General features: G+C 75.9%; 22 protein-coding genes. 3 read left to right on the forward strand and 19 right to left on the reverse strand.

All coding sequences use genetic code 11. From position 1 onward, the window contains the following. Positions 1–685: 685 nt before the first annotated feature. From tyrS to argC, 11 genes are read right to left on the reverse strand one after another with little or no spacing between them, the layout of a single operon-like run. The gene (tyrS, locus tag AAHH18_RS16685; protein ID WP_343302385.1) at positions 686–1951 is read right to left on the reverse strand and encodes a tyrosine--tRNA ligase; all 1266 of its coding nucleotides are present in this window, start codon (positions 1949–1951) and stop codon (positions 686–688) included. Positions 1952–2003: 52 nt separating this feature from the next. Then, positions 2004–2738 (reverse strand): DNA-3-methyladenine glycosylase, encoded by a 735-nt coding sequence (locus tag AAHH18_RS16690; RefSeq protein WP_459349159.1) that lies wholly within the window; start codon positions 2736–2738, stop codon positions 2004–2006. After that, the gene (locus tag AAHH18_RS16695) at positions 2735–3337 is read right to left on the reverse strand and encodes a uridine kinase family protein (protein WP_343302386.1); all 603 of its coding nucleotides are present in this window, start codon (positions 3335–3337) and stop codon (positions 2735–2737) included. Before AAHH18_RS16695 ends, AAHH18_RS16690 begins: the two co-directional genes overlap by 4 nt. After that, entirely contained in the window at positions 3334–4794 is a 1461-nt protein-coding gene (gene argH, locus AAHH18_RS16700) for an argininosuccinate lyase (RefSeq protein ID WP_283320095.1), read from the reverse strand. The genes AAHH18_RS16695 and argH overlap by 4 nt, the downstream gene beginning before the upstream one ends. After that, positions 4787–6025 carry an argininosuccinate synthase gene (locus tag AAHH18_RS16705; protein ID WP_343302387.1) on the reverse strand — a complete coding sequence of 413 codons (1239 nt, stop codon included), beginning with the start codon at positions 6023–6025 and terminating at the stop codon, positions 4787–4789. The genes argH and AAHH18_RS16705 overlap by 8 nt, the downstream gene beginning before the upstream one ends. A 47-nt stretch (positions 6026–6072) precedes the next feature. Then, the gene (locus tag AAHH18_RS16710; RefSeq protein WP_222169621.1) at positions 6073–6612 is read right to left on the reverse strand and encodes an arginine repressor; all 540 of its coding nucleotides are present in this window, start codon (positions 6610–6612) and stop codon (positions 6073–6075) included. Next, a complete protein-coding gene (gene argF, locus AAHH18_RS16715; protein WP_343302388.1) occupies positions 6609–7556 on the reverse strand; it encodes an ornithine carbamoyltransferase in 948 nt (315 codons plus the stop codon). The genes AAHH18_RS16710 and argF overlap by 4 nt, the downstream gene beginning before the upstream one ends. Further along, entirely contained in the window at positions 7553–8848 is a 1296-nt protein-coding gene (locus AAHH18_RS16720) for an acetylornithine transaminase (protein ID WP_459349160.1), read from the reverse strand. Before AAHH18_RS16720 ends, argF begins: the two co-directional genes overlap by 4 nt. Continuing rightward, a complete protein-coding gene (gene argB, locus AAHH18_RS16725; protein WP_283320092.1) occupies positions 8849–9862 on the reverse strand; it encodes an acetylglutamate kinase in 1014 nt (337 codons plus the stop codon). Beyond that, entirely contained in the window at positions 9859–11064 is a 1206-nt protein-coding gene (gene argJ, locus AAHH18_RS16730) for a bifunctional glutamate N-acetyltransferase/amino-acid acetyltransferase ArgJ (protein ID WP_343302389.1), read from the reverse strand. The genes argB and argJ overlap by 4 nt, the downstream gene beginning before the upstream one ends. Next, positions 11061–12128 carry an N-acetyl-gamma-glutamyl-phosphate reductase gene (gene argC / locus AAHH18_RS16735; protein ID WP_343302397.1) on the reverse strand — a complete coding sequence of 356 codons (1068 nt, stop codon included), beginning with the start codon at positions 12126–12128 and terminating at the stop codon, positions 11061–11063. Before argC ends, argJ begins: the two co-directional genes overlap by 4 nt. Positions 12129–12212: 84 nt before the next feature. On the opposite strand from argC, the gene AAHH18_RS16740 reads away from it, so the two are divergent. Genes AAHH18_RS16740 through AAHH18_RS16750 form a run of 3 tightly spaced genes read left to right on the forward strand, consistent with a single transcriptional unit; the run spans position 12213 to position 14736 of the window. Beyond that, the gene (locus tag AAHH18_RS16740) at positions 12213–12971 is read left to right on the forward strand and encodes an alpha/beta hydrolase (protein WP_343302390.1); all 759 of its coding nucleotides are present in this window, start codon (positions 12213–12215) and stop codon (positions 12969–12971) included. A 53-nt stretch (positions 12972–13024) separates the two neighbouring features. After that, positions 13025–14008, forward strand: coding sequence for a quinone oxidoreductase family protein (locus AAHH18_RS16745; RefSeq protein WP_343302391.1), 984 nt, complete (start codon positions 13025–13027; stop codon positions 14006–14008). Then, the gene (locus tag AAHH18_RS16750; RefSeq protein WP_343302392.1) at positions 14005–14736 is read left to right on the forward strand and encodes a DsbA family oxidoreductase; all 732 of its coding nucleotides are present in this window, start codon (positions 14005–14007) and stop codon (positions 14734–14736) included. The genes AAHH18_RS16745 and AAHH18_RS16750 overlap by 4 nt, the downstream gene beginning before the upstream one ends. 109 nt (positions 14737–14845) lie before the next feature. Here the strand turns inward: AAHH18_RS16750 and AAHH18_RS16755 are convergent, their stop codons facing one another. The 8 genes from AAHH18_RS16755 to AAHH18_RS16790 all read right to left on the reverse strand — a co-directional run. Further along, complete coding sequence (locus AAHH18_RS16755; RefSeq protein WP_343302393.1) at positions 14846–18976, reverse strand: ExeM/NucH family extracellular endonuclease; 4131 nt, start codon at positions 18974–18976, stop codon at positions 14846–14848. 412 nt (positions 18977–19388) lie between these two features. Next, positions 19389–21971, reverse strand: coding sequence for a phenylalanine--tRNA ligase subunit beta (gene pheT, locus AAHH18_RS16760; RefSeq protein ID WP_343302394.1), 2583 nt, complete (start codon positions 21969–21971; stop codon positions 19389–19391). Beyond that, positions 21971–23035 (reverse strand): phenylalanine--tRNA ligase subunit alpha, encoded by a 1065-nt coding sequence (gene pheS / locus AAHH18_RS16765; protein ID WP_283320085.1) that lies wholly within the window; start codon positions 23033–23035, stop codon positions 21971–21973. The genes pheT and pheS overlap by 1 nt, the downstream gene beginning before the upstream one ends. Positions 23036–23255: 220 nt before the next feature. Continuing rightward, positions 23256–23867 carry an RNA 2',3'-cyclic phosphodiesterase gene (gene thpR / locus AAHH18_RS16770; RefSeq protein WP_343302395.1) on the reverse strand — a complete coding sequence of 204 codons (612 nt, stop codon included), beginning with the start codon at positions 23865–23867 and terminating at the stop codon, positions 23256–23258. Between the two features lie 87 nt (positions 23868–23954). After that, the gene (locus tag AAHH18_RS16775) at positions 23955–24911 is read right to left on the reverse strand and encodes a TrmH family RNA methyltransferase (protein WP_459349161.1); all 957 of its coding nucleotides are present in this window, start codon (positions 24909–24911) and stop codon (positions 23955–23957) included. A gap of 202 nt (positions 24912–25113) precedes the next feature. Next, complete coding sequence (gene rplT / locus AAHH18_RS16780; RefSeq protein ID WP_283320083.1) at positions 25114–25500, reverse strand: 50S ribosomal protein L20; 387 nt, start codon at positions 25498–25500, stop codon at positions 25114–25116. A 60-nt stretch (positions 25501–25560) separates the two neighbouring features. Beyond that, the gene (rpmI, locus tag AAHH18_RS16785; protein ID WP_146835768.1) at positions 25561–25755 is read right to left on the reverse strand and encodes a 50S ribosomal protein L35; all 195 of its coding nucleotides are present in this window, start codon (positions 25753–25755) and stop codon (positions 25561–25563) included. 66 nt (positions 25756–25821) lie between these two features. Further along, positions 25822–26084 (reverse strand): hypothetical protein (locus tag AAHH18_RS16790; RefSeq protein ID WP_343302396.1); only part of this gene is annotated, 263 nt, incomplete at its 5' end.

A 26084-nucleotide genomic window follows, 5' to 3' on the forward strand; every position in this document is an offset into this window, starting at 1 on the left:
TCCCCCACTCACCCTTGCGGGCTCCGTGGCCGGAGGCTCAGTTCCGATCGACCAGAGCTTCTGGTCCGTTCCGCTCGCGTCCTGCGCGGCTTCCCGTTCCACCACTCTATCAGAGCGTCTGGCCCGCTTTTCCGTTTCCGGTTCGGCGTTCCATCACTCTACCAGAGTTTCCGGTCCGCTTTGCCGGGGCATTCCCGGCTCGGTTTTCCTTCACTCTACCAGAGCTTCCGTCCTGCTTTGTCGGCGTCAATTCCGACTCGGCCGGCACTCGGCTCCGGTCCCGGCACGACCATCCGGACGCCAGGGCGCCTGTCGGTCGTGCTGAGGGGGTGGCCACCCGTGGGACCAGCCACCGAGGAGATCCTCGGTGTCCGTTCCTCCCTGCCGGGCGACTCGGAGAACATTACGCGGACGTTTCGCCCAGCGTCAAGCCGGCGGGCTCACGGGCCCCGCGCGCTCCCCGCACCCCCGCTGACCTGCGGTTTCGCGCGCGGCCGGCCGGGGTGACCCCTGTTGTGGCGCGACGGGCGCCGGTGCGACGCCCGTCACTCTGCGTCCAGGGTGCCCCGGGCCGGCGGGCTCCGCAACCCCTCGACCGTCATCCGGGCGCCGCCGGGTCGCCCGGGAGGACGACGGGGGTGGTCGGTGCCAGGCACCGACCACCCCCGTCCGGGTCGCGACGCGGTCAGGCGGAGGCCGCCCGCGCGACCGCGAGCGTCCGCTTGCCCCGACGCAGCACGAGCCACTGCCCGTGCAGGAGGTCCTCGGCCGCGACCACGGCGGTGTCGTCCGTGATCTTCCGGTTGTTCACCGACGCGCCCCCCTCCGCGATCGCACGGCGTGCCGCGCCCTTGGACGCCACCAGCCCGGTGGCGGCGAGCACGTCGACCAGCGGGTCGCCGACCCGCACCTCGGCCGACGGCAGCTCGGCGACGGCCGCGCGCAGGGTCGGCTCGTCGAGCCCGGCGAGGTCGCCGCCGCCGAACAGGGCGCGGCTCGCGGCGATCACCTTGTCGGTGGCGTCGGTCCCGTGCACCAGGGACGTCACGTCGTAGGCGAGCGCCCGCTGGGCCTCACGTGCCGCCGGACGCGCGGCCACGGCCTCCTCGAGCTCCGCGATCTGCTCCCGCGTGCGGAACGTGAAGACCTTGAGGTAGCCGACCACCTCGGCGTCGTCGACGTTGAGCCAGAACTGGTAGAAGGCGTACGGGCTCATCATCTCGGGGTCGAGCCAGATGGCGCCGCCCTCCGACTTGCCGAACTTGGTCCCGTCCGCCTTCGTGATGAGCGGGGTGGTCAGGGCGTGCACGGACGCGTGCTCGGACTTGCGGATCAGCTCGACGCCGGACAGCAGGTTGCCCCACTGGTCGTTGCCGCCGGTCTGCAGCGTGCAGCCGTGCCGGCGGTGCAGCTCCAGGTAGTCCATGCCCTGCAGGATCTGGTAGCTGAACTCGGTGAACGAGATGCCCTCGTCGGAGGCGAGCCGCCGGGCCACCGTGTCCTTGGCGAGCATCGTGCCCAGGCGGTAGTGCTTGCCGACCTCCCGCAGGAAGTCGATGGCGGTGAGCTCGCCGGTCCAGTCGAGGTTGTTCACCATCCGCGCTGGGTTGTCCCCCTCGAAGTCGAGGAACCGGGAGATCTGCGCCTGGAGCCGCTGCACCCACTCGGCGACCGTGTCCTTGGTGTTGAGGACGCGCTCCCCCGACATCCGGGGGTCGCCGATGAGGCCGGTGGCCCCGCCGACGAGGGCCAGCGGGTGGTGGCCGGCGAGCTGCAGGTGCCGCATGAGGACGAGCTGCACGAGGTGGCCGTGGTGCAGCGAGGGCGCCGTCGGGTCGAACCCGGCGTAGAACGTCACCGGGCCGGCGTCGAGCGCCTCGCGCAGCGCGTCCTGGTCGGTGGTCTGGGCGACGAGGCCGCGCCAGGCGAGCTCGTCGAGGAGGTGGGTCACGGGTGCTCCTTGCGTCGCGCGGCCGTGGGGGCCGCACCGTCGGCGGTCGGGGTCATGCCGGCGTCGCCCCGCTCTGCGGGCTGCTTCCCGACGCCGGCCGGCGATACGCCGGGCGGAACGCGGACACGGTGGGCTCGCCGGCGAGCCAGAACCGCCACGGGTACCGGGCCGCGTCGCCGCCGGGGCCGGCCACGCCGACGCGCGGTCCGGTGGCGTGCGCCCCGGTCACCGCGTCGGGGTCGCGGTGCAGCACGATCCGCCCGCCGGACTCGGTGACGTCGGCGCCGTAGTCGTCCATGCCGACGCCGAGCGCGACCGCGAGCCGGGCGGGGCCGCGCGCGATCTGGCGGTCGGAGTCGACCACGCCGGCGCGCGCCCGGCGGTCGCGGGCGAGGTCGACGCCGTCGACCACCTCGCCGGCGCGCAGCAGCACGGCGGAGGCGGTGCCGGCCGGCCCGGTGACGACGTTGACGCAGTGGTGGAGGCCGAGGTGCCGGTAGACGTACAGCCTCCCGGGCTCGCCGAACATCACCGCGTTGCGCGCCGTGCGGCCCCGGAACGCGTGCGAGCCGGGGTCGGCCTCGCCGGCGTAGGCCTCCACCTCGGTGAGGCGCACCGTCACGTCGCCCTCGTCGGAGCGGACGGTCAGGAGGGCGCCGAGCAGGTCCGCCGCCACGTCGAGCACGGGCCGCGCGTACCAGACGCGGGCGGGGGCGCGGCCGAGGGGGACGCCGGGCGCGGCCGCGTCGGGCACGCCGCCCTCGCTCTCCGGCACCGCCTGGCTCACCGGGCCATCCTGCCCCATGCGTCCACCCGCACGTCGGCGCGTCCACGGGTGCCCTCGCGCGCGTAGTGCACCGCCTCGTCCCGCATCCACCGCTCCCACTGCGGCAGGGCCGCCTGCCCGTCGCGCTCCAGGCCGCGCGCGAGCCGGGTGGCGTCGTCCGCCTCGACCCAGACGAGCAGGCTGAGGTCCGGCGCGCCCGCCCGCCGGCCGGAGCCGCAGCCCTCGAGCACCAGCACGTCGGGCACCGGCACGTCGACCCACTCGTCGAACCGGCCGGCGACCCAGTCGTACCGCTGGAACCGGCCGGTCAGCCCGCGGCGCAGCGGCTCGAGCACCTGGGCGGCCAGCCGCGGCCACAGGTCGCCGTCCAGCCCGGACCAGCCCTCGTACAGGTCGTCCATGTGGAGCACGTGCCCGCGCACGCCGGCCTCGGCGCACCGGCGGGCGACAGCGCCCGCGAGCGTGGTCTTGCCCGACCCGGCCGGGCCGTCGACGGCGACCAGCCGGACGGGTCCGAGCCGCTGGGGCGCGGACAGCAGCAGGGGCACGACGACGCCCGCGGCGTCCTCGTGCCCCTGGGGCGCGCTCGGGCAGGTCACCCGGCGATCGTGCCAGACGACGACGCACGGCCCGGCGCCGTGCCCGACACCGACGCCCGCAGCCCGGCGGCACGGGCGCGTGCCCGCCCGAGCTGCTCGGCGACCCGCACCGGGGCGGTGCCGCCGTGCGCGGACCGGGAGGCCACGGACCCCTCGACCGAGAGCACGCTGCGCACGTCCGGGGTGAGGTGCGGCGAGACGGCGGCCAGCTCCTCGTCCGTGAGGTCCCACAGCTCGACGGGCGGCTCGTGCTGCTCGCAGGCCCGGACGCACGCGCCCGCGACCTCGTGCGCGACGCGGAACGGCACGCCCTGGCGGACCAGCCACTCGGCGACGTCGGTCGCGAGCGAGAACCCCTGCGGGGCGAGCGAGGCCATCCGCTGCGTGTCGAACCGCAGCGTCGCGACCATCCCCGCGAAGGCGGGCAGCAGGACGGTGAGCGTGTCGACCTGGTCGAACACCGGCTCCTTGTCCTCCTGCAGGTCGCGGTTGTACGCGAGCGGCAGGCCCTTGAGCGTGGTGAGCAGGCCCGTGAGGTCGCCGACCAGCCGGCCGGCCTTGCCGCGTGCGAGCTCCGCCACGTCGGGGTTCTTCTTCTGCGGCATGATGCTCGACCCGGTCGAGTAGGCGTCGTCCAGCCGGACGAACCCGAACTCGACGGTCGACCAGAGGACGACCTCCTCCGCCAGGCGGGAGAGGTCGACGCCGAGCATCGCGGACACCCAGGCGAACTCGGCCACGACGTCGCGGGACGCGGTGCCGTCGATCGAGTTCTCCACCGGCGCGTCGAAGCCGAGCTCCGCCGCGACGGCCGCCGGGTCGAGGCCCAGCGAGGACCCGGCCAGCGCGCCCGAGCCGTACGGGGACACCGCGGCCCGGCGGTCCCAGTCGGCGTACCGCTCGACGTCGCGCAGCAGCGGCCACGCGTGCGCCAGCAGGTGGTGCGCGAGCAGGACGGGCTGGGCGTGCTGCAGGTGCGTGCGCCCCGGCATGACCGCGTCGCCCGCGGCCTCGGCCTGGGCGACCAGGGCGTCGACGACGTCGAGGGTGAGCCCGGCGATGTCGCGCGCCGCGTCCCGCAGGTACATCCGCACCAGCGTCGCGATCTGGTCGTTGCGCGAGCGCCCGGCGCGCAGCCGCCCGCCGAGGTCGGCCCCGGCGCGCTCGATCAGCCCGCGCTCCAGGGCGCCGTGCACGTCCTCGTCGGACTCGGCGGCGACGAACGCCCCGGACTCCACGTCGGCGCGCAGGCGCTCCAGCGCGTCGAGCATGCCCGCGAGCGCCGCGTCGTCGAGCAGCCCGGCCGCGTGCAGCACCCGCGCGTGGGCCTTCGACCCCGCGATGTCCTGCGGGGCCAGGCGCCAGTCGAACTGCGTGGACTTGGACAGGGCCGCGAGCGCGTCCGCGGGGCCGCCGGCGAACCGGCCGCCCCACAGCGTGCCGGCCTGCTCAGGCACCGATGCCGCCCTGCGAGCCGAGGTCCTCGCCGTTGCCGAACTGCACGTCGCGCGCGGCGGCGAGCTTGGACGACAGGCCGTAGATCTCGATGAACCCGCGCGCGGCGGACTGGTCGAACGTGTCCCCCGAGTCGTAGGTGGCGAGGTTGAAGTCGTACAGCGAGGAGTCCGAGCGCCGGCCGGTGACGGTCGCGCGGCCCCCGTGCAGCACCATGCGGATCTCGCCGGAGACGTAGCGCTGGGTGTCGTCGATGAAGACGTCGAGCGACTTCTTCAGCGGGGAGAACCACTGGCCGTCGTAGACCAGCTCGGTCCAGCGCTGCTCGACCTGGCGCTTGAACCGGGCCTGCTCGCGCTCGACGGTGACGTTCTCGAGCTCCTGGTGCGCGGCGATCAACGCGATCGCGCCCGGGGCCTCGTAGACCTCGCGGGACTTGATGCCGACGAGGCGGTCCTCGACGATGTCGATGCGGCCGACGCCCTGGGCGCCCGCGCGGCGGTTCATCTCCTGGATCGCCTGCAGCGGGGTGACCGGCACGCCGTCCAGCGCGACCGGGACGCCCCGGTCGAACGTGATGACGACCTCGTCGGCGACCGGCGGGAACGTCGGGTCGTCCGTGTAGGTGTAGACGTCCTTGGTCGGCTCGTTCCAGATGTCCTCGAGGAACCCGGTCTCGACCGCGCGGCCCCACACGTTCTGGTCGATCGAGAACGGGTTGTGCTTGGTGGTCGCGATCGGCAGCTTCTTGCGCTCGGCGAACTCGATGGCCTTGTCGCGGGTCAGCGCGAGGTCGCGGACCGGCGCGAGGCACTTGAGGTCAGGGGCGATCGACGTGATGCCGACCTCGAACCGCACCTGGTCGTTGCCCTTGCCGGTGCAGCCGTGCGCGACGGTGGTGGCGCCGAACTGCCGGGCGGCACGCACCAGGTGCTTGACGATGACGGGGCGGGACAGCGCGGACACCAGCGGGTACCGGTCGAGGTACAGGCCGTTGGCGCGCAGCGCCGGCATGCAGTACTCGGCGGCGAACTCGTCGCGGGCGTCGGCGACGTACGCCTCGACAGCGCCGCAGTCCAGGGCGCGCTGGCGGATGACCTCGAGGTCCTCGCCGCCCTGGCCGACGTCGACCGCCACGGCGATCACCTCGGCGCCGGTCGCCTCGGCGATCCAGCCGATGCCCACGGAGGTGTCCAGGCCGCCCGAGTAGGCGAGGACGACGCGCTCAGTCATGTGTCTTCTCTTTCGTGTCTGCGGGGAGGGGGAGGTCGGGGTGGGTGTCAGCCGGTCTGGGCGAGCTCGAGGAACCGGGCCGCGATGGCCGGGCCCTCGGGGCCGTCGGCGCCCTCGCGGGCGATGACGAGGACGGTGTCGTCGCCCGCGATCGTGCCGAGCACGCCGGGCAGGACGGAGTGGTCGATGGCCGAGGCGAGGAACTGCGCCGCGCCGGGCGGGGTGCGCAGCACGACCAGGCTGCCGGACGCCTCCGCGGTGACCAGCAGCTCCGAGCAGAGCCGGGCGAGCCGCGCGGCGAGCGCCTCGGCGTCGGACACCGGGGCCGGGCTGCGGTCGCCGCCCTCCCCCGGCACGGCGTACGCGAGGGCGCCGACGGGGGTGCGGATCTTCACGGCCCGCAGCTCGACGAGGTCCCGCGAGAGCGTGGCCTGCGTGACGGTGACGCCCTGGTGCGCGAGCAGGTCGGCCAGCTCGGACTGCGAGTGCACGGACTGCCGGGACAGCAGGTCCCGGATCAGCGCGTGCCGGGCGGCCTTCGTCGCCGGGATCCGCCCGGTCGACGTCACCGGCTCCTCGGCCGTCACGACGCGTCCTCCAGCAGCCAGGCGAGCAGGGCCTTCTGCGCGTGCAGCCGGTTCTCCGCCTCGTCCCAGACGACCGACTGCGGGCCGTCGAGCACCTCGGCGGTGATCTCCTTGCCGCGGTACGCCGGCAGGCAGTGCAGCACGAGCGCGTCCGGCGCGGCGAGCGCGAGCGCGGCGGCGTCCAGGCGGTACGGCACGAACGGCTGCTCCCGCTCGGCGGCCTCGTCCTCCTGGCCCATCGACACCCACGTGTCCGTCGCCACGGCGTCCGCGCCGGCGAGGGCCGCGGCCAGGTCGTCCGTCACCTCGACGGAGCCGCCGGTGCGCGCCGCCACCGCCGCGGCGGCGGCCACGACGCCCGCGTCCGGCAGGTACGCGGCCGGCGTCGCCACGCGCACGTGCAGGCCCGCGGTCGCGCCGCCGAGCAGGTACGACTGCGCCATGTTGTTGGACCCGTCGCCCGTGTAGGCCAGGGTCCGGCCGCGCAGCGCGCCCACGCCGCCCCAGTGCTGGGCGAGCGTCAGCAGGTCCGCGAGCACCTGGCACGGGTGGAAGTCGTCGGTGAGCGCGTTGACCACCGGGACGCCGGCGTGGGCCGCCATCTCCTCGATCCGGGCCTGCGCGTGCGTCCGCCAGACGATCGCCGAGACCTGCCGGCCCAGCACCCGCGCCGTGTCCGCGATCGACTCGCGCACGCCGATCCGGGCGAGGTTGCCGTCGACGGCCAGCGGGTAGCCGCCCAGCTCGGCGACGCCCGTCGTGAAGGACACCTGCGTGCGCAGTGTCGGCTTGTCGAACACGATCGCGACCGCCTGCGGGCCGGCGAGCGGCCGGCGGGCGTGGCGGTCGTCGCGCAGCGCGAGCCCGAGCTCGAGGACCTGCGCCTGCTCCTCGGGGCTCAGGTCGTCGTCGCGCAGGAAGTGCCGGGGCGGGGCGGCGGTCATGCGGCGGCTCCGAGGTCGTGCGGCAGCGCCGCGAGGAAGTCGGTGAACGTGGCGGCCTGCTCGCGGGTCAGCACGAACGGCGGGGCCAGCCGGATCGTCTCCGGGGTGCACGGGTTGACGACGAAGCCGGCCGCGAGGGCGCGGGCGGCGACGTCGGCGGCGACGGGCGCGGTGAGGCCGACAGCGACGAGCAGCCCCTCCCCCCGGACCTCCGCCACGAGCGGGTGCCCCAGGGCGGCGATCTGCTGCCGCCACCACGCGCCGAGGTCCGCGACGTGGGCGAGGAGCCCGTCGCGCTCGATGACGCCGACGGTCGCGAGCGCCGCGGCCGCCGCGACCGGGTTCCCGCCGAACGTGGTGCCGTGCTGGCCGCGCCCGAGCAGCGTCGCCGCCCGCTCGCCGTACGCGACCACCGCGCCGACCGGGAAGCCGCCGCCGAGGCCCTTGGCCAGCGTGACGACGTCGGGGCGGATGCCGCCGCCGAGGTGGGCGTGCTGGTGGGCCAGCCACACCCCGGTGCGGCCCATGCCGGTCTGGACCTCGTCGAGCACGAGCAGCGCGCCGTGCGCGGCCGTCAGCTCGCGGGCCCGCACCAGGTACCCGGGCGGCAGGGGGCGGACGCCCGCCTCGCCCTGGATCGGCTCCAGGAACAGCGCCGCGACCCGGTCCCCGTCGCTCCCCTCGAACGCCGCCTCCAGCGCCGCGGTGTCCCCGAACGGCAGGAACTCCACCCCGCCGGGCAGCGGCTCGAACGGCTCCCGGTAGGCGGCCTTGGACGTGAGCGCGAGCGCCCCCATCGACCGGCCGTGGAACGCGCCCTCCAGCGCCAGGACGCGGGTGCGCCGGCCGGCGGGGCCGTCGGCGTTGCGGCGGGCCATCTTGAACGCCGCCTCGTTCGCCTCGGTGCCCGAGTTCGTGAGGAACACCCGCGACCCCTCGGGGGCGTCCGCGAGCGCCAGCAGCCGCTCCGCGAGCGCGATCTGCGTCGGGCTGGCGAAGAAGTTCGAGATGTGGCCGAGCGTGCCGAGCTGGGCGGACACGGCCGCCGTCAGCGTCGGGTGGGCGTGCCCCAGGGCGTTGACCGCGATGCCGCCGAGCAGGTCGAGGTAGCGCGTGCCGTCGGCGTCCCACACGTACGGCCCCTCGCCGCGCACGAGCACGCGCTGCGGCGCGCCGAACGTGTCCATCAGGGCGTGGCCGTAGCGCTCCGTCCAGTGCGCGACGGAGTCGGACCGGGTCAGGCCCGTCAGGACGGCGGCGCCGTCGACGGGGGCCGGCTGCTGCGCGGTCACTCAGCTCACCTCGGGGACGTGGGGGACGTTCGGCACGCCGCCGCCGACCTGCGGGATCGGGGCGGTGAAGGGCGAGGGCACCGGCTCGTCGTCGGGCAGCACCATCGTGCCGATGCCCTCGGACGTGAAGACCTCGACCAGGATCGAGTGCGCCTGCCGGCCGTCGATGACGTGGGCCCGGCCGACGCCGCCGGTCACCGCCCGCCAGCACGCCTCCATCTTGGGGCGCATGCCGGAGTCCAGGGACGGCAGCAGGTCCGCCAGGGCGCCGGCGCGGATCCGGCGGGCCAGCGACGAGCGGTCCGGCCACGAGGTGTAGAGGCCCTCGACGTCGGTCAGCACGATGAGCTTGCGGGCGCCGAGCGCGACGGCCAGCGCGGCCGCGGCGGTGTCCGCGTTGACGTTCAGCACCTGCGTCGGGTCGTCGACGTCCGGGGCGACCGTGGAGACCACCGGGATGCGGCCGGCGTCCAGCAGGTCGTGCACCGCACCGGGGTTGACCTGCACCACGTCGCCGACCTGCCCGACGTCGACCGGCTGCCCGTCGACCGTCGCGGTGCGCCGCCGGGCCTGGAGCAGCCCGCCGTCCTCGCCGGACAGGCCGACCGCGTACGGGCCGTGGGCGTTGAGCAGGCCGACGAGCTCCCGCGACACCTGGCCCGTGAGCACCATGCGCACGACGTCCATCGCCTCGGGGGTCGTGACGCGCAGGCCGCCGCGGAACTCGGACTCGATGCCGAGCCGGTCCAGCATCGCGTTGATCTGCGGCCCGCCGCCGTGGACGACGACCGGGCGCAGGCCGACCTGGCGCAGGAACACCATGTCCTCGGCGAACGCGCGCTTCAGCTCGTCGTCGACCATCGCGTTGCCGCCGTACTTGACGACGACGAGCGCGCCGGCGAAGCGCTGCAGCCAGGGCAGCGCCTCGACGAGGACCTCGGCCTTCTGGTCGGGGCGCAGGTCGGTGCGGGTGTCGAACGCCGCGTGGTGCGGCGGCGGGGCGTCGAGGCTCATGTGGAGTACGCGCTGTTCTCGTGGACGTAGTCGTGGGTGAGGTCGTTGGTCCAGACGGTCGCGGTGGCGTCGCCGGCGTGCAGGTCGATGTCGACGCGCACCTCGCGCGACGCGGCCAGGTCGACGCCCTCGCGCGGGTCGCCGACGCCGCCGGCGCGGCACACCTGGACGCCGTTGATCGCGACGTCGAGCCTCGAGGCGTCGTACGGCGCGACCTCCTCCGGCACGGTGCCGACGGCGGCGAGCACGCGGCCCCAGTTCGGGTCGTTGCCGAACACCGCGGCCTTGAACAGGTTCGAGCGCGTGACCGCCCGGGCCACGGCGACCGCCGCGTCCTCGGTGGTCGCCCCCGTGACCGTGACCGCGATGTCGTGGGAGGCGCCCTCGGCGTCCGCGACGAGCTGCCGGGCCAGGTCCGCGGAGGCGGCGGCGACCGCGGCCGCGAACAGCTCGGGGTCCGGCGTGACGCCGCCGGCCCCGGAGGCGAGCAGCAGCACGGTGTCGTTGGTCGACATGCAGCCGTCCGAGTCGACGCGGTCGAACGTGGTCCGGGTGGCGCCGCGCAGCGCCGCGTCGGCCTGCTCGGCGGTCACGACGGCGTCGGTGGTGAGGACGACGAGCATGGTCGCGAGGCCCGGTGCCAGCATGCCGGCGCCCTTGGCCATGCCGCCGACCGTCCAGCCGTCACCGGCCACGGCCGTCGTCTTGCTCACGGTGTCCGTGGTCATGATCGCGGCGGCCGCGTCCGGGCCGGCGTCCGGTCGCAGCGCGCCCGCCGCCGCATCGACGCCCGCGAGCAGCAGGTCCATCGGCAGCCGCTCGCCGATCAGCCCCGTGGAGCACACCAGCACGTCGCCCGCGGAGACGCCGAGCGCCTCGGCGGTGTGCTCGGCCGTGCGGTGGGTGTCGCCGAACCCCTCCGGGCCGGTGCAGGCGTTCGCGCCGCCGGAGTTGAGGACCACCGCGGCGGCCACCCCGTCCGAGACGGCCTGCCGGGACCAGACGACGGGGGCGGCGACGACGCGGTTGGACGTGAACACGCCCGCGGCGACCTGCAGGGGGCCGTCGTTGACGACGAGCGCGAGGTCCGGGCGCCCGGAGGCCTTGAGGCCGGCGGTGACGCCCGCGGCGCGGAAGCCGGCGGGGGCGGTGACGCCCTGGGCGGCGGGCGCGGCGGGCGCGGCGGGCGCGGCGTCGGTCACGGGGCGACTCCCTCGGTGGTGAGGCCGACGCGCTCGGGCAGGCCGAGCGCGAGGTTCAGGGACTGCACCGCGGCGCCCGCGGTGCCCTTGACGAGGTTGTCCAGCGCGCACACCGCGACGACCCGGCCGGCGGCCTCGTCGACCGCGACCTGCACCAGGGCGGTGTTGGCGCCCGTGGTGGCACCGGAGCCCGGCCACTGCCCCTCGGGCAGCAGCTGGACGAACGTCTCGCCGGCGTAGGCCGTCTCCCATGCGGCGCGGACCGCCGCGGCGTCGGCGCCGGGCGCCAGCGGGGCGGTGACCGTCGCGAGGATCCCCCGGGACATCGGCACGAGGACGGGCGTGAACGACAGCCGGGTGCCGGACGCCCCGGCGACCGCGAGGTTCTGCAGCACCTCGGGCACGTGCCGGTGCGTCCCCGCGACGGCGTACGGCTGCGCCGAGCCGAGCGCCTCGGACGCCAGCAGGTGCGCCTTGAGCGTCCGCCCGGCGCCCGAGTACCCGACGGCGAGCACCGCGACCACGTCGGGCCCGACGAGCCCGGCGGCGACGCCGGGCTGCAGCGCGAGCGTGACGGCGGTGACGTTGCAGCCGGGGACTGCGATGCGGCGGGCCCGGGCGAGGGCGGCCCGCTGGGCGGCCGGGGCGGACTCCCCCGCGTGCAGCAGCTCCGGCATGCCGTACGGCCAGGTGCCCGCGTGCTCGGTGCCGTAGAACCGGCGCCACGCGTCCGCGTCGGACAGCCGGTGGTCGGCCCCCAGGTCGACCACGACCGCCCTGTCGCCGCGGTCCGCGAGCGCCGCGGCGATCTCCCCGCTGGCCCCGTGCGGCAGCGCGAGCACCACCACGTCGTGCCCGGCGAGCTCGTCCACGGAGGTCGGGGTGAGGACGCGGTCGGCGAGCGAGCGCAGGTGGGGCTGGTGGGCGCCGAGGCGGGTGCCCGCGTTGCTGTGCGCCGTGAGCGCACCGATCTCGGCGTCGGGGTGGCCGAGCAGCAGCCGGAGGGTCTCGCCGCCGGCGTACCCGGAGGCGCCCGCGACGGCGACGGAGAAGGACATGTGCATGATCATACATCGGTGTGCAGGACGATTCATCCTGCTGGCCCGGCGTGGCGTGGACCCAGCAGCCGGGCGCTAGTCTCACGATCCGTGACCAGCCCCCGCGCACCGCTGCACCCCGGTCCTCCCGTCGACGGTACTCCCCGCTCCCGCGGCGCGGTGCTGGTGCTCGCCGGCGGCGGCTACGTGATGCGGGCGCCGCACGAGGCCGGCGACGTCGCCGCGTTCCTGGGCGCGCACGGCGTCCGGTCGGCCTGGCTGGACTACCCCGTCGCGCCCGCCCGCTACCCCGCGGCGCTCCACGAGGTGCTGCTCGCGGTCGCGGACCTGCGCGCGGGCCGGCGCGGCGGCGCCCCCGTGGACGGGCCCGTCGCGGTGCTCGGGTTCTCCGCCGGCGGGCACCTGGCGGGTACGGCCGCGACCGCCACGCACGAGGAGCGCGCCGGCGCGGCGGCCCTCGCGGGCCTGGACCCGTCCGAGGTGCGCCGGCCCGACGCCGCCGTGCTCTGCTACCCGGTCGTCTCGCTCGTGCGGCACCCGCACCTGGGGTCCCGCACCCACCTGCTGGGCCACGAGGACGACGGCCCCGCGCGGGCGCTGTCGGTCGAGGAGCGCGTCGACGCCGCCACGCCGCCGACGTTCCTGTGGCACACGGCCGACGACGAGGCGGTGCCCGCCGAGCACGCGCTGCTCGCGACCGCCGCGCTGCGGCGCCACCGGGTGCCCGTCGAGCTGCACGTCTACCCCAGCGGCCCGCACGGGCTGGGCCTGGCCGAGGGGCTGCCCGCCGGGGCGTGGACCACCGCGCTGCTGCCCTGGCTCGCCGCGCAGGGCATCGGGCCGGCCTGACCGGATCGCGGGCGCCGCGGAATGCCCGCGCGCCCGGCGTCGTTGCAGGCCACATGCACGCAGTCCTCGCCACCGAACCCGGTGGGCCCGACGTCCTGGCGCTCGACGAGATCCCCGACCCGCTGCCCGGGCCGCGCGACCTGCTGGTGCGGCTCAGCGCCGCGGGCGTGAACTTCATCGACGTCTACCACCGCAACGGCACGTACCCCATGCCGTTCCCGCACGTCCCGGGGTCCGAGGGCGCCGGCGTGGTCGAGGCCGTCGGGCGCGAGGTGCGGGAGTTCGCCGTGGGCGACCTGGTCGCGTGGGCGTCGGCTCCGTCGTCGTACGCGGAGCTCGTCGTGGTGCCGGAGCTCGTCGCGCTGCGCGTGCCCGACGGCGTCGGGGAGGACGTCGCCGCCGCGCTGCCGCTGCAGGGCATCACCGCCCACTACCTCGCCACGTCGACGTTCCCGGTGGAGGCCGGGCAGGACGTGCTCGTGCACGCCGGCGCGGGCGGCGTCGGCCTGCTGCTCACCCAGCTCGCCGCCGCGCGCGGCGCCCGCGTCATCACCACCGTGGGCACCGCGGAGAAGGAGGCGCTGTCCCGCGCGGCCGGCGCCGCGGACGTCATCCGGTACACGGAGCTCGACGACCTGACCTCCGAGCTGCCCGGGATCGTGCGGGGGCTCACCGGTGGCCGCGGCGTGCACACCGTCTTCGACGGCGTCGGGCGCTCGACGTTCGACGCGTCGCTCGCGTCCCTGCGCCCCCGGGGCGGGCTCGCCCTGTTCGGGGCGTCGTCCGGCCCGGTGCCGCCGTTCGACCCGCAGCGGCTCAACGCCGCGGGGTCCGTCTACCTCACGCGCCCGACCATCGGCCACCACGTCGCGACCCGCGACGAGCTGACGTGGCGCGCGGGCGAGCTGTTCGACGCGGTCGCCGCCGGGACGCTGGACGTCCGCATCGGCGCGACCTACCCCCTGTCCGAGGCCGAGGAGGCCCACCGCGCCCTCGAGGGCCGCGCCACCACCGGGAAGGTGCTGCTGACCGCATGAGAGACCTGCACGTCGAGATCTGGTCCGACATCGCCTGCCCGTGGTGCTACATCGGCAAGCGCCGGTTCGCGGCCGCGCTGGAGCAGTTCGAGCACCGCGACCACGTGCGCGTGACGTGGCGGTCGTTCGAGCTGCAGCCGGACGCCGAGCCGTCGACCGCGCACCCCGGCCTGACCGAGGCGCAGCTGCTGTCCGAGCGCAAGGGCATGCCGCTGGACCAGGTGCAGCAGATGTTCGCGCACGTGACGGGGATCGCGGCGTCGGTCGGGCTCGCCTACGACTTCGACCGGGTCGTGCCCGCCAACACGTTCGACGCCCACCGGCTGGTGCACGTCGCGGCCGAGCTCGGCGGGGCGTCCGCGGCGGCCGAGGTCGTGGAGCGGCTGATGAGCGCGCACTTCGAGCACGGCCGGGTCGTGGACGACCCGGAGGTGCTGGTCGCGGTCGCCACCGAGGCCGGGCTGGACGCGGACGCCGTGCGGGAGGCGCTCGCCTCGGACGCCGGCGCCGGGGCCGTCCGCGCCGACGAGGCCGAGGCGGCGGCGCTGGGCATCCAGGGCGTGCCGTTCTTCGTCGCCGACCGGCGGCTCGGGCTCTCGGGCGCGCAGCCCGTGGAGGTCTTCGCGCAGCTCCTCGACCAGGCCTGGCGGGACGCCAACCCGCCGCTGGCGATCCCCACGGTGGCCGGCGCGGCCGACGCGGAGGCGTGCGGGCCTGACGGCTGCTGAGCCGGCACGGGCGGGCACGGGCCGGCTCGGGCCGGTCCGCCCCCGGCCGCACGCGACAGGGCCCCTCCCGGACGTCCGAGAGGGGCCCTGTCGCGTCAGCCCGCCGCCGTCAGCGGCGCACCGTCACCGTGACCGGGGCGCTCGTGCTGCCGGCCACCTCGTCCGGCCGGGACGGCACGAACGTCGCGGTGTACTCGTGCGGCCCCACCGGCGCGGTGCGCGGCACCGTCCCGAGCGCGAGGCCCAGCAGCACCGGCGACCGCCCGACCACCCGGTCGCCCTCGCGGAACTCGACGGTCCCGCTCGGGAACCACGTGCCCTCGACCTGGACCCGGGCGAGCAGCACGGTCGGGAGCCAGCTGCCGTACGGCTGGCTCGACCTGCTGGCCGACAGGCGGGTCGTCGAGGCCGCGAGCACCGGGCCCTCCGGCTCGGCCACCGTCACCGGCAGCGTCACCGTCGTCCCGCTCGGCGCCGCCACCAGCGTGAGGGTGTGCGCGCCCGGCGTCGTGCCCTCCGGGACCGTCACCGCGACCTCCGCCGCGCCCTCGGCCACCGTGGCGGACCCGATCGACGTCCCGTCCAGCTGCACGTCCAGCGCGGTGTTGCGCGGCGAGCCGAGGCTGGTCAGGTCCAGACCCGTGACCGGGAACGCGAGCTCGTCACCCGCGGCGACCTCCTCGGGCAGCGCCGGCACCCCGACGGCCCGCTCGTCGAACTCGGGGGCCAGCCCCGGGTTCGCCTCGAGGTAGGCGATCCACGCGTCCCGGTCGATCAGCCCGGAGTCGGTCGTCCCGGCGCCCTCGGCGAGCACCCGGAAGTTGTCACCGCCCTGGGCGAGGAACGAGAACGTGCCGATGCGGTACTCCGCGGCCGGGTCGATCGGCGCGCCGTCGACCGTGACCGAGGTGATGCGGCTGCCGAGCGGCTGCGACTCGTCGTAGGTGTACGTGACGTTGTCCGACAGGCCGAGCTGCAGGTACGGGCGCGAGGGGATCGTGCCGTCGGCGTTGGTCTGCCACTGCTGCTCGAGCATCGTCACCACCTGGTCGCCCGTGAGCGTGGTCGTCCAGAGGTTGTTGACGAACGGCAGGACCGCGTTGGCCTCGGCGTACGTGACGACGCCGTCGGGCGCGTAGAGCAGCTCCGCGCGCAGGCCGCCCGGGTTGACGACGCCGATCTGCGCCCCGCCGCGCTCGGCGGGTGCGAGCGTCTCCAGCAGCGAGTCGGCGACGAGGTTGCCGAGCGTCGACTCCTTCGACCGGTCGTCCCGGGTGCCGCCGGCGTAGGTGCCGCCGGCGCCGGTGTAGCCGCCGCCCGCGAACGCCGTCGTGATGTCGGCGGTCACCGAGCCCTTGGGCTGGTTGCCGACCACCGCGGCCTCCGCGATCGCCGCGTCGACGATCGCCTTGACCTCGGCGACCCGCGGGTACTGGGCGACCAGGGCCGCGTCGAGCTGCGCCTGGGTCTGGCCCGTCGCCGGGGCGACGCGCTTGACGTTCTCCCCCGCGAGCGCCGACACCGCGTCGGTGGCCGGGTCGTAGGTCAGCGTGACCTTGCCGATGTTCTCGCCGTACGAGCCGGTCTGGACGATCGGCCGGGTGCCCTCGCCGGTGGCGCCGGGCTCCGCCGGGCCGTACCACGCGTACTGCTTGTGGGTGTGGCCGGTGAAGATCACGTCCACGTCGGCGGACGTCGCGGTCGCGATCTCGGCGAAGGCGCCGCCCGCGGCGATCTCCTCCTCCAGCGTGGCGCCGTCCGGCGTCCCGGCGCCGGCGCCCTCGTGGTACTCCGCCACGATGACGTCGGCCTCGCCGTTGCCCTCGTCGCCGTCGGAGAGCTGCGCCGCGACGCGGTTGACCGCCGCGACCGGGTCCCCGAAGTCGAGCGTCTCGATGCCGCCGGGGCTGACCAGCGTCGGCGTCTCCTGCGTGACGGCACCGACGACACCCACCCGCACGCCGTCGACGTCGAGCACGGTGTACTCGTCGAGCGCCGGGTTCTCGGTGCCCTTCTCGTAGACGTTCGCGCCGAGGTACGGCCACTGCGCGTTCGCGCCGCCCGCGACGACGCGGTCCACCAGGTCGGCGTAGCCGCGGTCGAACTCGTGGTTGCCGACGGCGGACGCCGCCAAGTCCAGCGCGTTGAGCACGTCGATGGTCGGCTGGTCCTCCGCGACCGCGGAGGCGAACAGCGACGCGCCGATGTTGTCGCCCGCGGACAGGAGCACCGCGGCACCCCCGGCGTCCTCGGCCGCCGCCCGCTGCTGCTCGACGGTCCCGGCGAACGCGACCGTGTTGGCGTCGATGCGGCCGTGGAAGTCGTTGATGTTCAGCAGCGTGAGGTCGAGCGGGCCGTCCGGCGCCGTGCCGCCGTCGCCCGCCTCGAACCCGACGAGCACCGGGTCGTGGTCGGAGGACCGGTAGGCGTCCGGGGCGTAGAACAGCGTGCCGTGCGTGTTGTAGCGGCTGTACTCCAGCGCCACCGACTCGCCCGCGTTGATCTCCCAGATGTCCGCGCCGGTGGCCCGGTCCAGCGCCGCCTCGTTCAGCAGCACGTGGTCCAGCGAGCCCGACAGGCCCTGGTAGACGTACGACGAGCCCGGTGCCTCCAGCGCCGTCGCGGCGTCCGCGTAGCCGGCGTCGGCCAGCACCCGCAGCGGGTCCTCCTGCGTGTAGGAGTTGAAGTCGCCGAGCAGCGCGACCGCCTCGGCGTCGCCCTGCACCGTCGGGACCCAGTCGCGCAGCGCCTCGGCCTGCCGGACGCGGGACTCGTTCGACGCGCCCTGGCCGTCGCCGGCGTCCGCGTCACCCGGCCAGGGGCCCGCGGAGCTCTTCGACTTGAAGTGGTTGACGACGACGAACAGCTCGTCGCCCCCGGCCACGGGCACGAAGGACTGGCCGATCGGCTCCCGCGCGTTGCCGAACGCCTGGTCGTCGCCCGACTGGGTGCCGAGCGCCCGGGCGTCGCCCACGGGCTCGACCTCGGCGGGGCGGTAGATCAGGGCGTTGGTGATGGTGTCCTGCTGCTCGACCGGCGGCAGGTCGGCCGAGGACGGCACGTAGTCCCACGTGCCGGCGCCCGCGGCGTCGTTGAGCGCACCGACCAGCGAGGCCAGCGCCTCGTCGGGGTCGCCGTCGACGACCGCGGAGTTCTCGATCTCCATGAGGCCCACGACGTCGGCGTCGAGCGCGTTCACGGCCGCGACGATCTTGTCCTGCTGCCGCTGGAGGTCGTCCGCGTCCCACGCGCCGCGCTGCGCGCAGCCCTCGCGGACCGTCACCGGGTCGCCCGCGCGGTCGGTGTACGGCACGCACGAGGCGCCCTGCGAGCCGAGCGTCGTGAAGTAGTTGAGGACGTTGAACGACGCGACGGTCACGTCGGCGTCGCCGAGCCCCTCGGGGGCGGCCGTGCGGTCGTCCTCGACCTGCACCGGCACGCTCGCGGGGTCGGCCGGGTCCACCGGCGCCGTCGGGCTGAGCTTCCAGGTGCTGTTCCGGTAGTCGACGACGACCGGCTCCGTGAACGTCACCTGCGCCCCGACGCGCACCGGGTTCTCCAGCGACACGTACGGGGGCGTGAGGCCCGAGTTCGCGGCGGAGAGGAAGTTCGTGCTCGCGCCGTCGTCGAGCACGACGCCGCGGGCGGCGTTGTCCGCGGCGACCGCGGCGTTCTCCGGGGTGCCGGGCGCCGCGACGTCGGTGGGCTGCCGCAGGGGCGTGGTGCCCACGGCCAGGCCGATCTCGCCGTACTGGTTGGTGGTGTACGTGTTGCTGACCGTCAGGTCGCCCGACGGCAGGTACAGCATCGACTCGAGCGCCTCGCGTCCTGCGTCGTCCGCCGGCCACGGCGTCGTGACCGGCTCGACGGGGGCGGCGTCGCCCCCGGGCTTCACGAGGCCGGCCGCCGAGGAGACGGTGATCTCGGTGAGGCCCTGGTACTCCGAGACGGCTCCGGTCACCTGGACCAGCTCGCCCGGCGTGACGGAGCCCGCCGTGGTCGGCGAGAACACGAACACCGCGTCCGACGCCGTCCGGGCGGCGTCCCCGCCCGTCCCCGGCGTCTGGATCACGTAGCCGCGGTAGCCCCCGGTCGCGTAGACCGCGGTGACGACTCCGGTCGTCGTCACCGTCGATCCCGCGAGCGGCGAGGCGTCCCCCGTGCCCTGGACCTGCGCGATGGTGTGGGTGTCCTCCGCCGCTGCCGCGGGCACAGCGGCGGCCAGGGGTGCCCCGACCATCGCTCCCGCGGCGGCGAGGCTCGCCGCCCACCTCGTGCGTGTGCGTACAGCGCTCACCGATCTTCTCCGATCCCCCGGGGGCACGACGGCCCTCGTCACAGGGCGGAGTCACAGGCGTGACCCAGCCGAGTGACAACGTATGGGCGGTATGTCCGGATAGGCAACCACTCGGGGGGAACACACGGGTGGCGGAAGCGTGAACACCGCGGATGCGCTGGGACCCGGGCGCCGGGCCGAGGTCGTCAGGACGGACCGAGGTCGTGCGTCCGGACTGACGACCTCGGACGGACATGACGACCTCGGACAGCGCCGACGCGGCGCCGGCCGACCCGGGCGCCGCCGCGGACGGCGACGGCCCCGGTCGCGCGCCCCGTCAGGGGCGGCGGCCGGGGCCGTCGGGGACGTGGCCCGCCTACGCGCGCAGGGTCGCGCCGAACCGGCGCTCCGCCTCCGCCACCACGGCGGCCCGCACGGCCACCGTCTCGTCGGCGGTCAGCGTCCGGTCCGCGGCACGCAGCCGCAGCGCGAACGCCAGCGACCGCCGTCCGGCGCCGACCTGCTCGCCGGAGTACACGTCGAACAGGCGCGCGCTCTCCAGGACGTCGCCCGCCGGGCTGGCGGACGCGCCCGCCCGCACCGCCTCGAGGACGTCCGCGACCGGCACGGAGTCCGGCACCACCAGGGCGACGTCCTCCTTCGCGACCGGGTAGGTCGACACCTCGCGCGCGACCACCTCGGTGCGCGGGGCCGCGGCGAGCAGCACGTCGAGGTCGACCTCGAACGCGCACGCCCGCGCCGGCAGGCCGAGCGTCGCGACCACCGCGGGGTGCAGCTCGCCGGCGTGGCCGACCAGCGCACCGGCCGCCGTCGTCACGCGGGCGCAGCGCCCGGGGTGCCACGGCGCGGTCGAGGCGTCGGCCTCCAGGCGCACGTCGACGCCCAGCGTCTCGGCGAGCAGGCGCACCGCGTCGATCGCGTCGGCGTGGTCCGCCGGGCGGCCGGGGCCCCACCAGCCGGCGGGCTCCCGCAGCCCGGTGAGCACGCCGGCGACGTGCCGCGGCTGCGGGGGCACCGCGGCGCGGACCGCGTCGAGCACCTCCGGCGCGGGCCGCTCGGCGACCGGCGGGACCGGCGCCGGGGCCGTCCCCGCGACGGGCAGCGTGACCGCGCCGACCTCGAACACCGCGAGGTCGGTGGTCCCGCGGGCCACGTTGCGCCGCGCGGTCTCCAGCAGCGTGACGAGCAGCGAGCTGCGCAGGTACGGCTGCTCCTCCGACAGCGGGTTCGCCAGCCGGAGCAGGGCGCGCCGGGTGTCGTCCTCCGGCAGCGCCAGCGCGTCCAGCTGGGCGGTGCCGACGAACGGGTAGGACAGCGTCTCGACCCACCCGGAGTCCGCGAGCACCTGCGCCACCCGGCGACGCCGGCGCTGGGACACGGTCAGTCCGAGGCCGACCGGCGAGCGCGGGACCACCGAGGGGATCGCGTCGTAGCCGCGCAGCCGCGCGACCTCCTCGACCAGGTCCACGGGCGCGGTCAGGTCCGGTCGCCACGTGGGCACCGTCACCGGCAGCACCGCGTCGGCCCCGGTCCCGACGGGCTCGCCGACCGTGCAGCCGATCGCCCGCAGGTACGTGGCGACCTCGGCGACGTCCAGGTCGAGCCCGATCAGCCGCGACGGCAGGTCGACGGGCAGCAGCAGCCGCGGCGCCGGGCTCGTGCGGTCCACGTCCGTGAGGACCGGGTCCGGCGCCCCGCCGCCGTGCTCCACCAGCAGCTCGACCACGCGCGCGACCGCGACGCGCGGCAGCTGCGGGTCCACACCGCGCTCGAAGCGCTTGCTCGCCTCGCTGGGCAGCTTGTGCCGCCGCGCGGTGCGGGCGATCGTCACCGGGTCGAAGTGGGCGGCCTCGATCAGCAGGTCGGTGGTCGTGGCCGACACCTCGGTCTCCGCCCCGCCCATGACGCCCGCCAGCCCGAGCACGCGCCCCGCGTCGGGGCCGTCGGTGATGAGCAGGTCCTCCGGGTCGAGCGCCCGGTCCACCCCGTCGAGCGTGGTGAGCCGCTCCCCCGGGCGCGCCCGGCGCACGACGATCGGCGCGCTGAGCGTCGCCAGGTCGTAGGCGTGCAGCGGCTGCCCCAGGTCGAGCATGACGTAGTTGGTCACGTCGACCGCGAGCGAGATGGGGCGCATGCCGGCCTGGGTCAGGCGCTGCTGCAGCCACGCCGGCGACGGGGCGTCGGCCGCGACGCCGCGCACGACGCGGGCCACGAACCGGTCGGCGCCGGGGACGCCGCGGATCGGCGCGTCGTCCCGCAGCTCGACGCCGAAGCCACCGGTCGTCGCGATGCCGTCCTCCGCCCCCGGCCGCGGCAGCCCGCGGTCCGTGAACACCGCCCCGGTCGCGTGCGCGTACTCCCGGGCGACGCCGCGCATCGCGAAGCAGTACCCGCGGTCCGGCGTGACGTTGATCTCCAGGACCTCCTCGCCGAGCCCCAGCAGGGCGCGCGCGTCGGTCCCGGGCTCCGCGTCGATGCCGAGCTCGGACAGCACGATGATGCCGTCGTGGTCCTCGCCGAGGCCGAGCTCGCGCGAGGAGCAGATCATCCCGTCCGACACGTGGCCGTACGTCTTGCGGGACGCGATGGGGAACGGCCCGGGCAGCACCGTGCCCGGCAGCGCGACGACCACGTGGTCGCCCACGTCGAAGTTGTGCGCGCCGCAGACGATGCCCCGCGGCGTGCGGGTGCCGTCCTCGGCGGTGCCGTTGTGCTCCCCCACGTCGACCTGGCACCAGTTGATGGTCTTGCCGTTCTTCTGCGGCTCGGGGTGGCGCTCGACGACCCGGCCGACGACGAGCGGGCCCGTCACGGCGGCCGGGTGGACGGCCTCCTCCTCCAGCCCGACCCGCACGAGGTCGGCCGCCAGCTGCTCGGCCGTGAGGCCCTCGGGGAGCTCGACGTGCTCGGCGAGCCACGTCAGGGGGATGCGAGGCATCAGATCACCGCCCGGAACTGGGTGGAGAAGCGCACGTCGCCCTCCACCATGTCGTGCATGTCCGCGATCTCGTGGCGGAGCATGAGCGTGCGCTCGATGCCCATCCCGAACGCGAAGCCGGAGTAGACGTCGGGGTCGATCCCCGCGGCGAGCAGCACGTTCGGGTTGACCATCCCGCAGCCGCCCCACTCGATCCAGCCGGGCCCGCCCTTCTTCTGCGGGAACCACAGGTCCATCTCGGCGCTCGGCTCGGTGAACGGGAAGAACGACGGCCGCAGGCGGGTGCGCGCCTCGGGGCCGAACATCGCCCGCGCGAAGTGGTCCAGCGTCCCCTTGAGGTGCGCCATGGTCAGGCCCTTGTCGACCGCCAGCCCCTCCACCTGGTGGAACACCGGCGTGTGCGTGGCGTCGAGCTCGTCGGTGCGGAACACCCGCCCCGGGCAGGCGATGTACACGGGCAGCTCACGCTCCAGGAGGCTGCGCGCCTGCACGGGCGAGGTGTGCGTGCGCAGCACCAGGTGCGGGTCGGGCTCGCCCTCGGGCGCCGCGACGTAGAACGTGTCCTGCATCTGCCGCGCCGGGTGGTCCGGGCCGAAGTTCAGCGCGTCGAAGTTGAACCACTCGGCCTCGACCTCGGGACCCTCGGCGATCTCCCAGCCCATCGCCACGAACACGTCCGCGACGCGCTCCTGCAGCAGCTCGAGCGGGTGCCGGGCACCGCGCGGGCGCCGGTCGGACGGCAGCGTGACGTCCACGGCCTCCTCGACGAGCACGCGGGCGTCGCGCTCGGCGGCCAGCTGCTCCTCGCGCGCGGCGATCGCGGCGTTCAGCCGGCCGCGCGCCTGGCCGACCGTGCGGCCGGCGACGGCCTTGTCCGCCGCGGCCAGGCCGCCGATCGCGCGGTTGGCGAGCGCCAGCCGGCTGCGCTCGCCGGTGTGCGCGAGCCGGGCGGACTTGAGCTCGTCGAGGTCGCCCGCGGCGGCGACGGCCGCGAGCGCGTCGGACAGGGCGTGCTCGACGGCGTCGGCGTCGAGCGGGGACAGGGGTGTGTCGGGCGTGGACATCCGGACCTTCCAGGCGGGATCGGCGGGCCGGGAGGTCGCGTGCACGCGACGACCGGCCGACGGGCGAGTCTAGTGGCGCCCGTGCCGGGGACTCCGGACCGTCCGCCCTGCGGAGGTCAGGTGCCGCGCGTCAGCGCCGCGCCCCGGGCACGGGCCCGGGAAATCGGCGGCTGGTGCGCGGCTGGGACGTCATGCGCGCCATGGTGCCACACCCCGGCGCTCAGCCGCCGAGGGTCCACGCCCCCAGGGGCAGGTACAGCGGACCGCCGGCGCGCCCCTCGCCGGGCCGCGACTCCGCGAGCACGAGCTCGCGCACCGGCCAGGCCGGGCCCCGGTAGACCGCCAGCGCGTGCACGAGGAGGTCGGCCGGGTCCGGGCCCTCGGTCCGACGGCGTGACCCCCGGGGTGGCACCGCGCGGCCGAGCGTCACGTGGGGCCGGGACCGCGCGCGGTCGTCCTGGCGCGCGCCCACCGCCTCGCCCGCCTCCCGGCACGCGGCCACCAGACCGTGGACGGCCTCGACCTCCCCGCCGACGCCGGCCCACAGCGTGCGGTGCGCGAAGACGCCGGCCCCCGTCAGTGACAGCCCGAACGGGCTCGTGCCCGCCGCCACCGCCGCGAGCTCCCCCGCCAGCAGCTCCGCGACGCTCTCCCCGACGTCCCCGTAGAACGCGAGCGTCACGTGCCAGTTCTCCGCGGCCGTCCACCGCACGCCCTGCGGGCCCGAGCGGCCGGGCGAGTCCTCGGCGTCCACGCCGACGGCCGTCACGAGCGCCGACGCCAGGTGACGACGCACCTGCGGCGTCGGCCACAGACCTGCGAAGACGCGCACCCGGCCAGCATGCCGCACGGGCCGCGGGTCGTCGTGGCCGGAACCGCGTCGCCGCGTCCGCCCGGGCTCGCGGGCGCGCGGGGCCGGTCAGCGGTGCGCGCGCGAGGACGCGTACAGGCAGACGGCCGCCGCCGTCCCCAGGTTCAGCGACTCCGCCCGGCCGCGCAGCGGCACCCGCACGACGGCGTCCGCCAGGTCGCGGTCCACCGCGGGCAGGCCCCACGCCTCGTTGCCGAACAGCCACGCGGTCGCGGCGCGCAGGTCGGGGTCCCCCGGCGTGCCCCCGGCGGCGGCGACGGCGTCCACGGGCGCCGCACCCCCGGCGCGGGCGGCGGCGTCCTGCAGGTCGTCCAGGTCCAGGTCCCCCGCGCCGTCCGCCGCCAGCACCGTCAGCCCCGCGCCGCGCACCGCCGCGACCGCCTCGGCCACCGGCACGCCCGAGACCACCGGCAGGTGGAACAGGGACCCCGCCGTCGACCGGACGACCTTGGGGTTCGTCGCCTCGACGCTGTCACCCGCGATGACGACGGCGTCCGCGCCGGCGGCGTCCGCCACCCGGATCACCGTGCCGGCGTTGCCGGGGTCACGGACCCGTGCGAGCACCGCCACCAGCCGGGGCCGGCCCGCGAGGACCTCCGGCAGTGCCGCGGCGGCGAGCGGCCCCGTCAGGCGCTCCGCGGGGACGCCCTCGGCGGGCAGGTCCACCACCGCGAGCACGCCCTGGGCGTCCGCGGACATCGCGTCGAGCACCGCCGGGGACGCGAGGTGCACGTACAGCCCGCTGGCGTCCTCGGCGATCTCCGGGTGCCGCTCGACGGCCTCGGGCGTCAGGTACACGTCCCGGACCAGCCACGGCGTGCAGCGCACCGCCTCCCGGACCGCCTGGGGTCCCTCCGCCAGGAACCGCCCGGCGCGCCGCCGCCCCGCCCGCGCGACCAGGCCCCGCACGTGTCGCACGCGGTCGGAGTGCAGGTTCGTCAGCAGCGAGGGCCCGCTGCGCGCGGGGTGGTTCTCCGGGACGACGGGCTGCAGCTCACGGGACACGTCCCCCATCCTCCCGCACTCGGGCACCGCCCCACCTCCCGGGCGAGGGCCTCCCCGGGCGCGACGTCCTCCCCGCGAGATCTCCCCGGGCCGGACGTCCTCCCGGACGACCGACGGACCCCCGGCAGCCGCGAGGGCTGCCGGGGGTCCGTCGGTCGGGCGCAGGGCGGAGGTCCGCCGGGCCCGGGGTGCTCGCTCGGTGTCAGGCCGCGGCGCGTGGCGCGTTGACGTCCGCGGGCAGCGCGTCCTTGGCCACCTGCACCAGGGCGTTGAACGCCGGGGCGTCGTTGACGGCCAGGTCGGCCAGCACGCGGCGGTCGACCTCCACGCCCGCGAGCTTGAGGCCCTGGATCAGGCGGTTGTAGGTCAGGCCCTGCTCGCGCGCCGCCGCGTTGATCCGCTGGATCCACAGCTTGCGGAAGTCGCCCTTGCGGACCTTGCGGTCGCGGTAGGCGTAGACGAGGGAGTGGGTGACCTGCTCCTTGGCCTTGCGGTACAGGCGCGAGCGCTGCCCGCGGTAGCCGCTGGCGCGCTCGAGAGTTGCCCGGCGCTTCTTCTGGGCGTTGACCGCCCGCTTCACGCGTGCCACGTGATGCTCCTTGCTCTGTTCTCAGGTCGGCGGGGTGCCGTGGCGCTCACGCGCCGACGGTCACTTGCCGAGCAGCTTCTTGATACGGGGGGCGTCGGCCGCGGAGACGACCTGGTCCGAGGCGAGGCGGCGCGTGCGACGGCTCGACTTGTGCTCGAACAGGTGGCGGGCGTTCGCCTGCTCGCGCATGACCTTGCCGCTCCCGGTGATCCGGAAGCGCTTCTTCGCACCGGAGTGCGTCTTGTTCTTCGGCATGGCTGCCGTCTCTCCTTGTCGTCGCATCGCGCCGGGGCGCGACTCGTCCGTCCGGACCCGGTGGGATCAGGGCGTGGTGGTGCGGGTCAGGCGTTCCCGCCGCCGGACGACTGGCCACGGGGGGCCGGTCGAGCCGAGGGACGCGGGGTGGGTGCCGGGCGCGGCGCGGGCCGCGGGGTCGGCGCCGCCGTCGACCCGGCCGAGGGGCCGGACGTCGGGCGGGGGGTCGCCGACGGACGAGCCGTCGGCGTGGGGGCGGCCGCGGACCGGGGGGCCGCGGCGGGGCGTGCCGTGGTCTGCGGTCGCGGTGCGGCCTGGGGTCGCGGTGC

This window comes from Cellulomonas olei (genome assembly GCF_039548315.1).
Classification (GTDB): domain Bacteria; phylum Actinomycetota; class Actinomycetes; order Actinomycetales; family Cellulomonadaceae; genus Cellulomonas.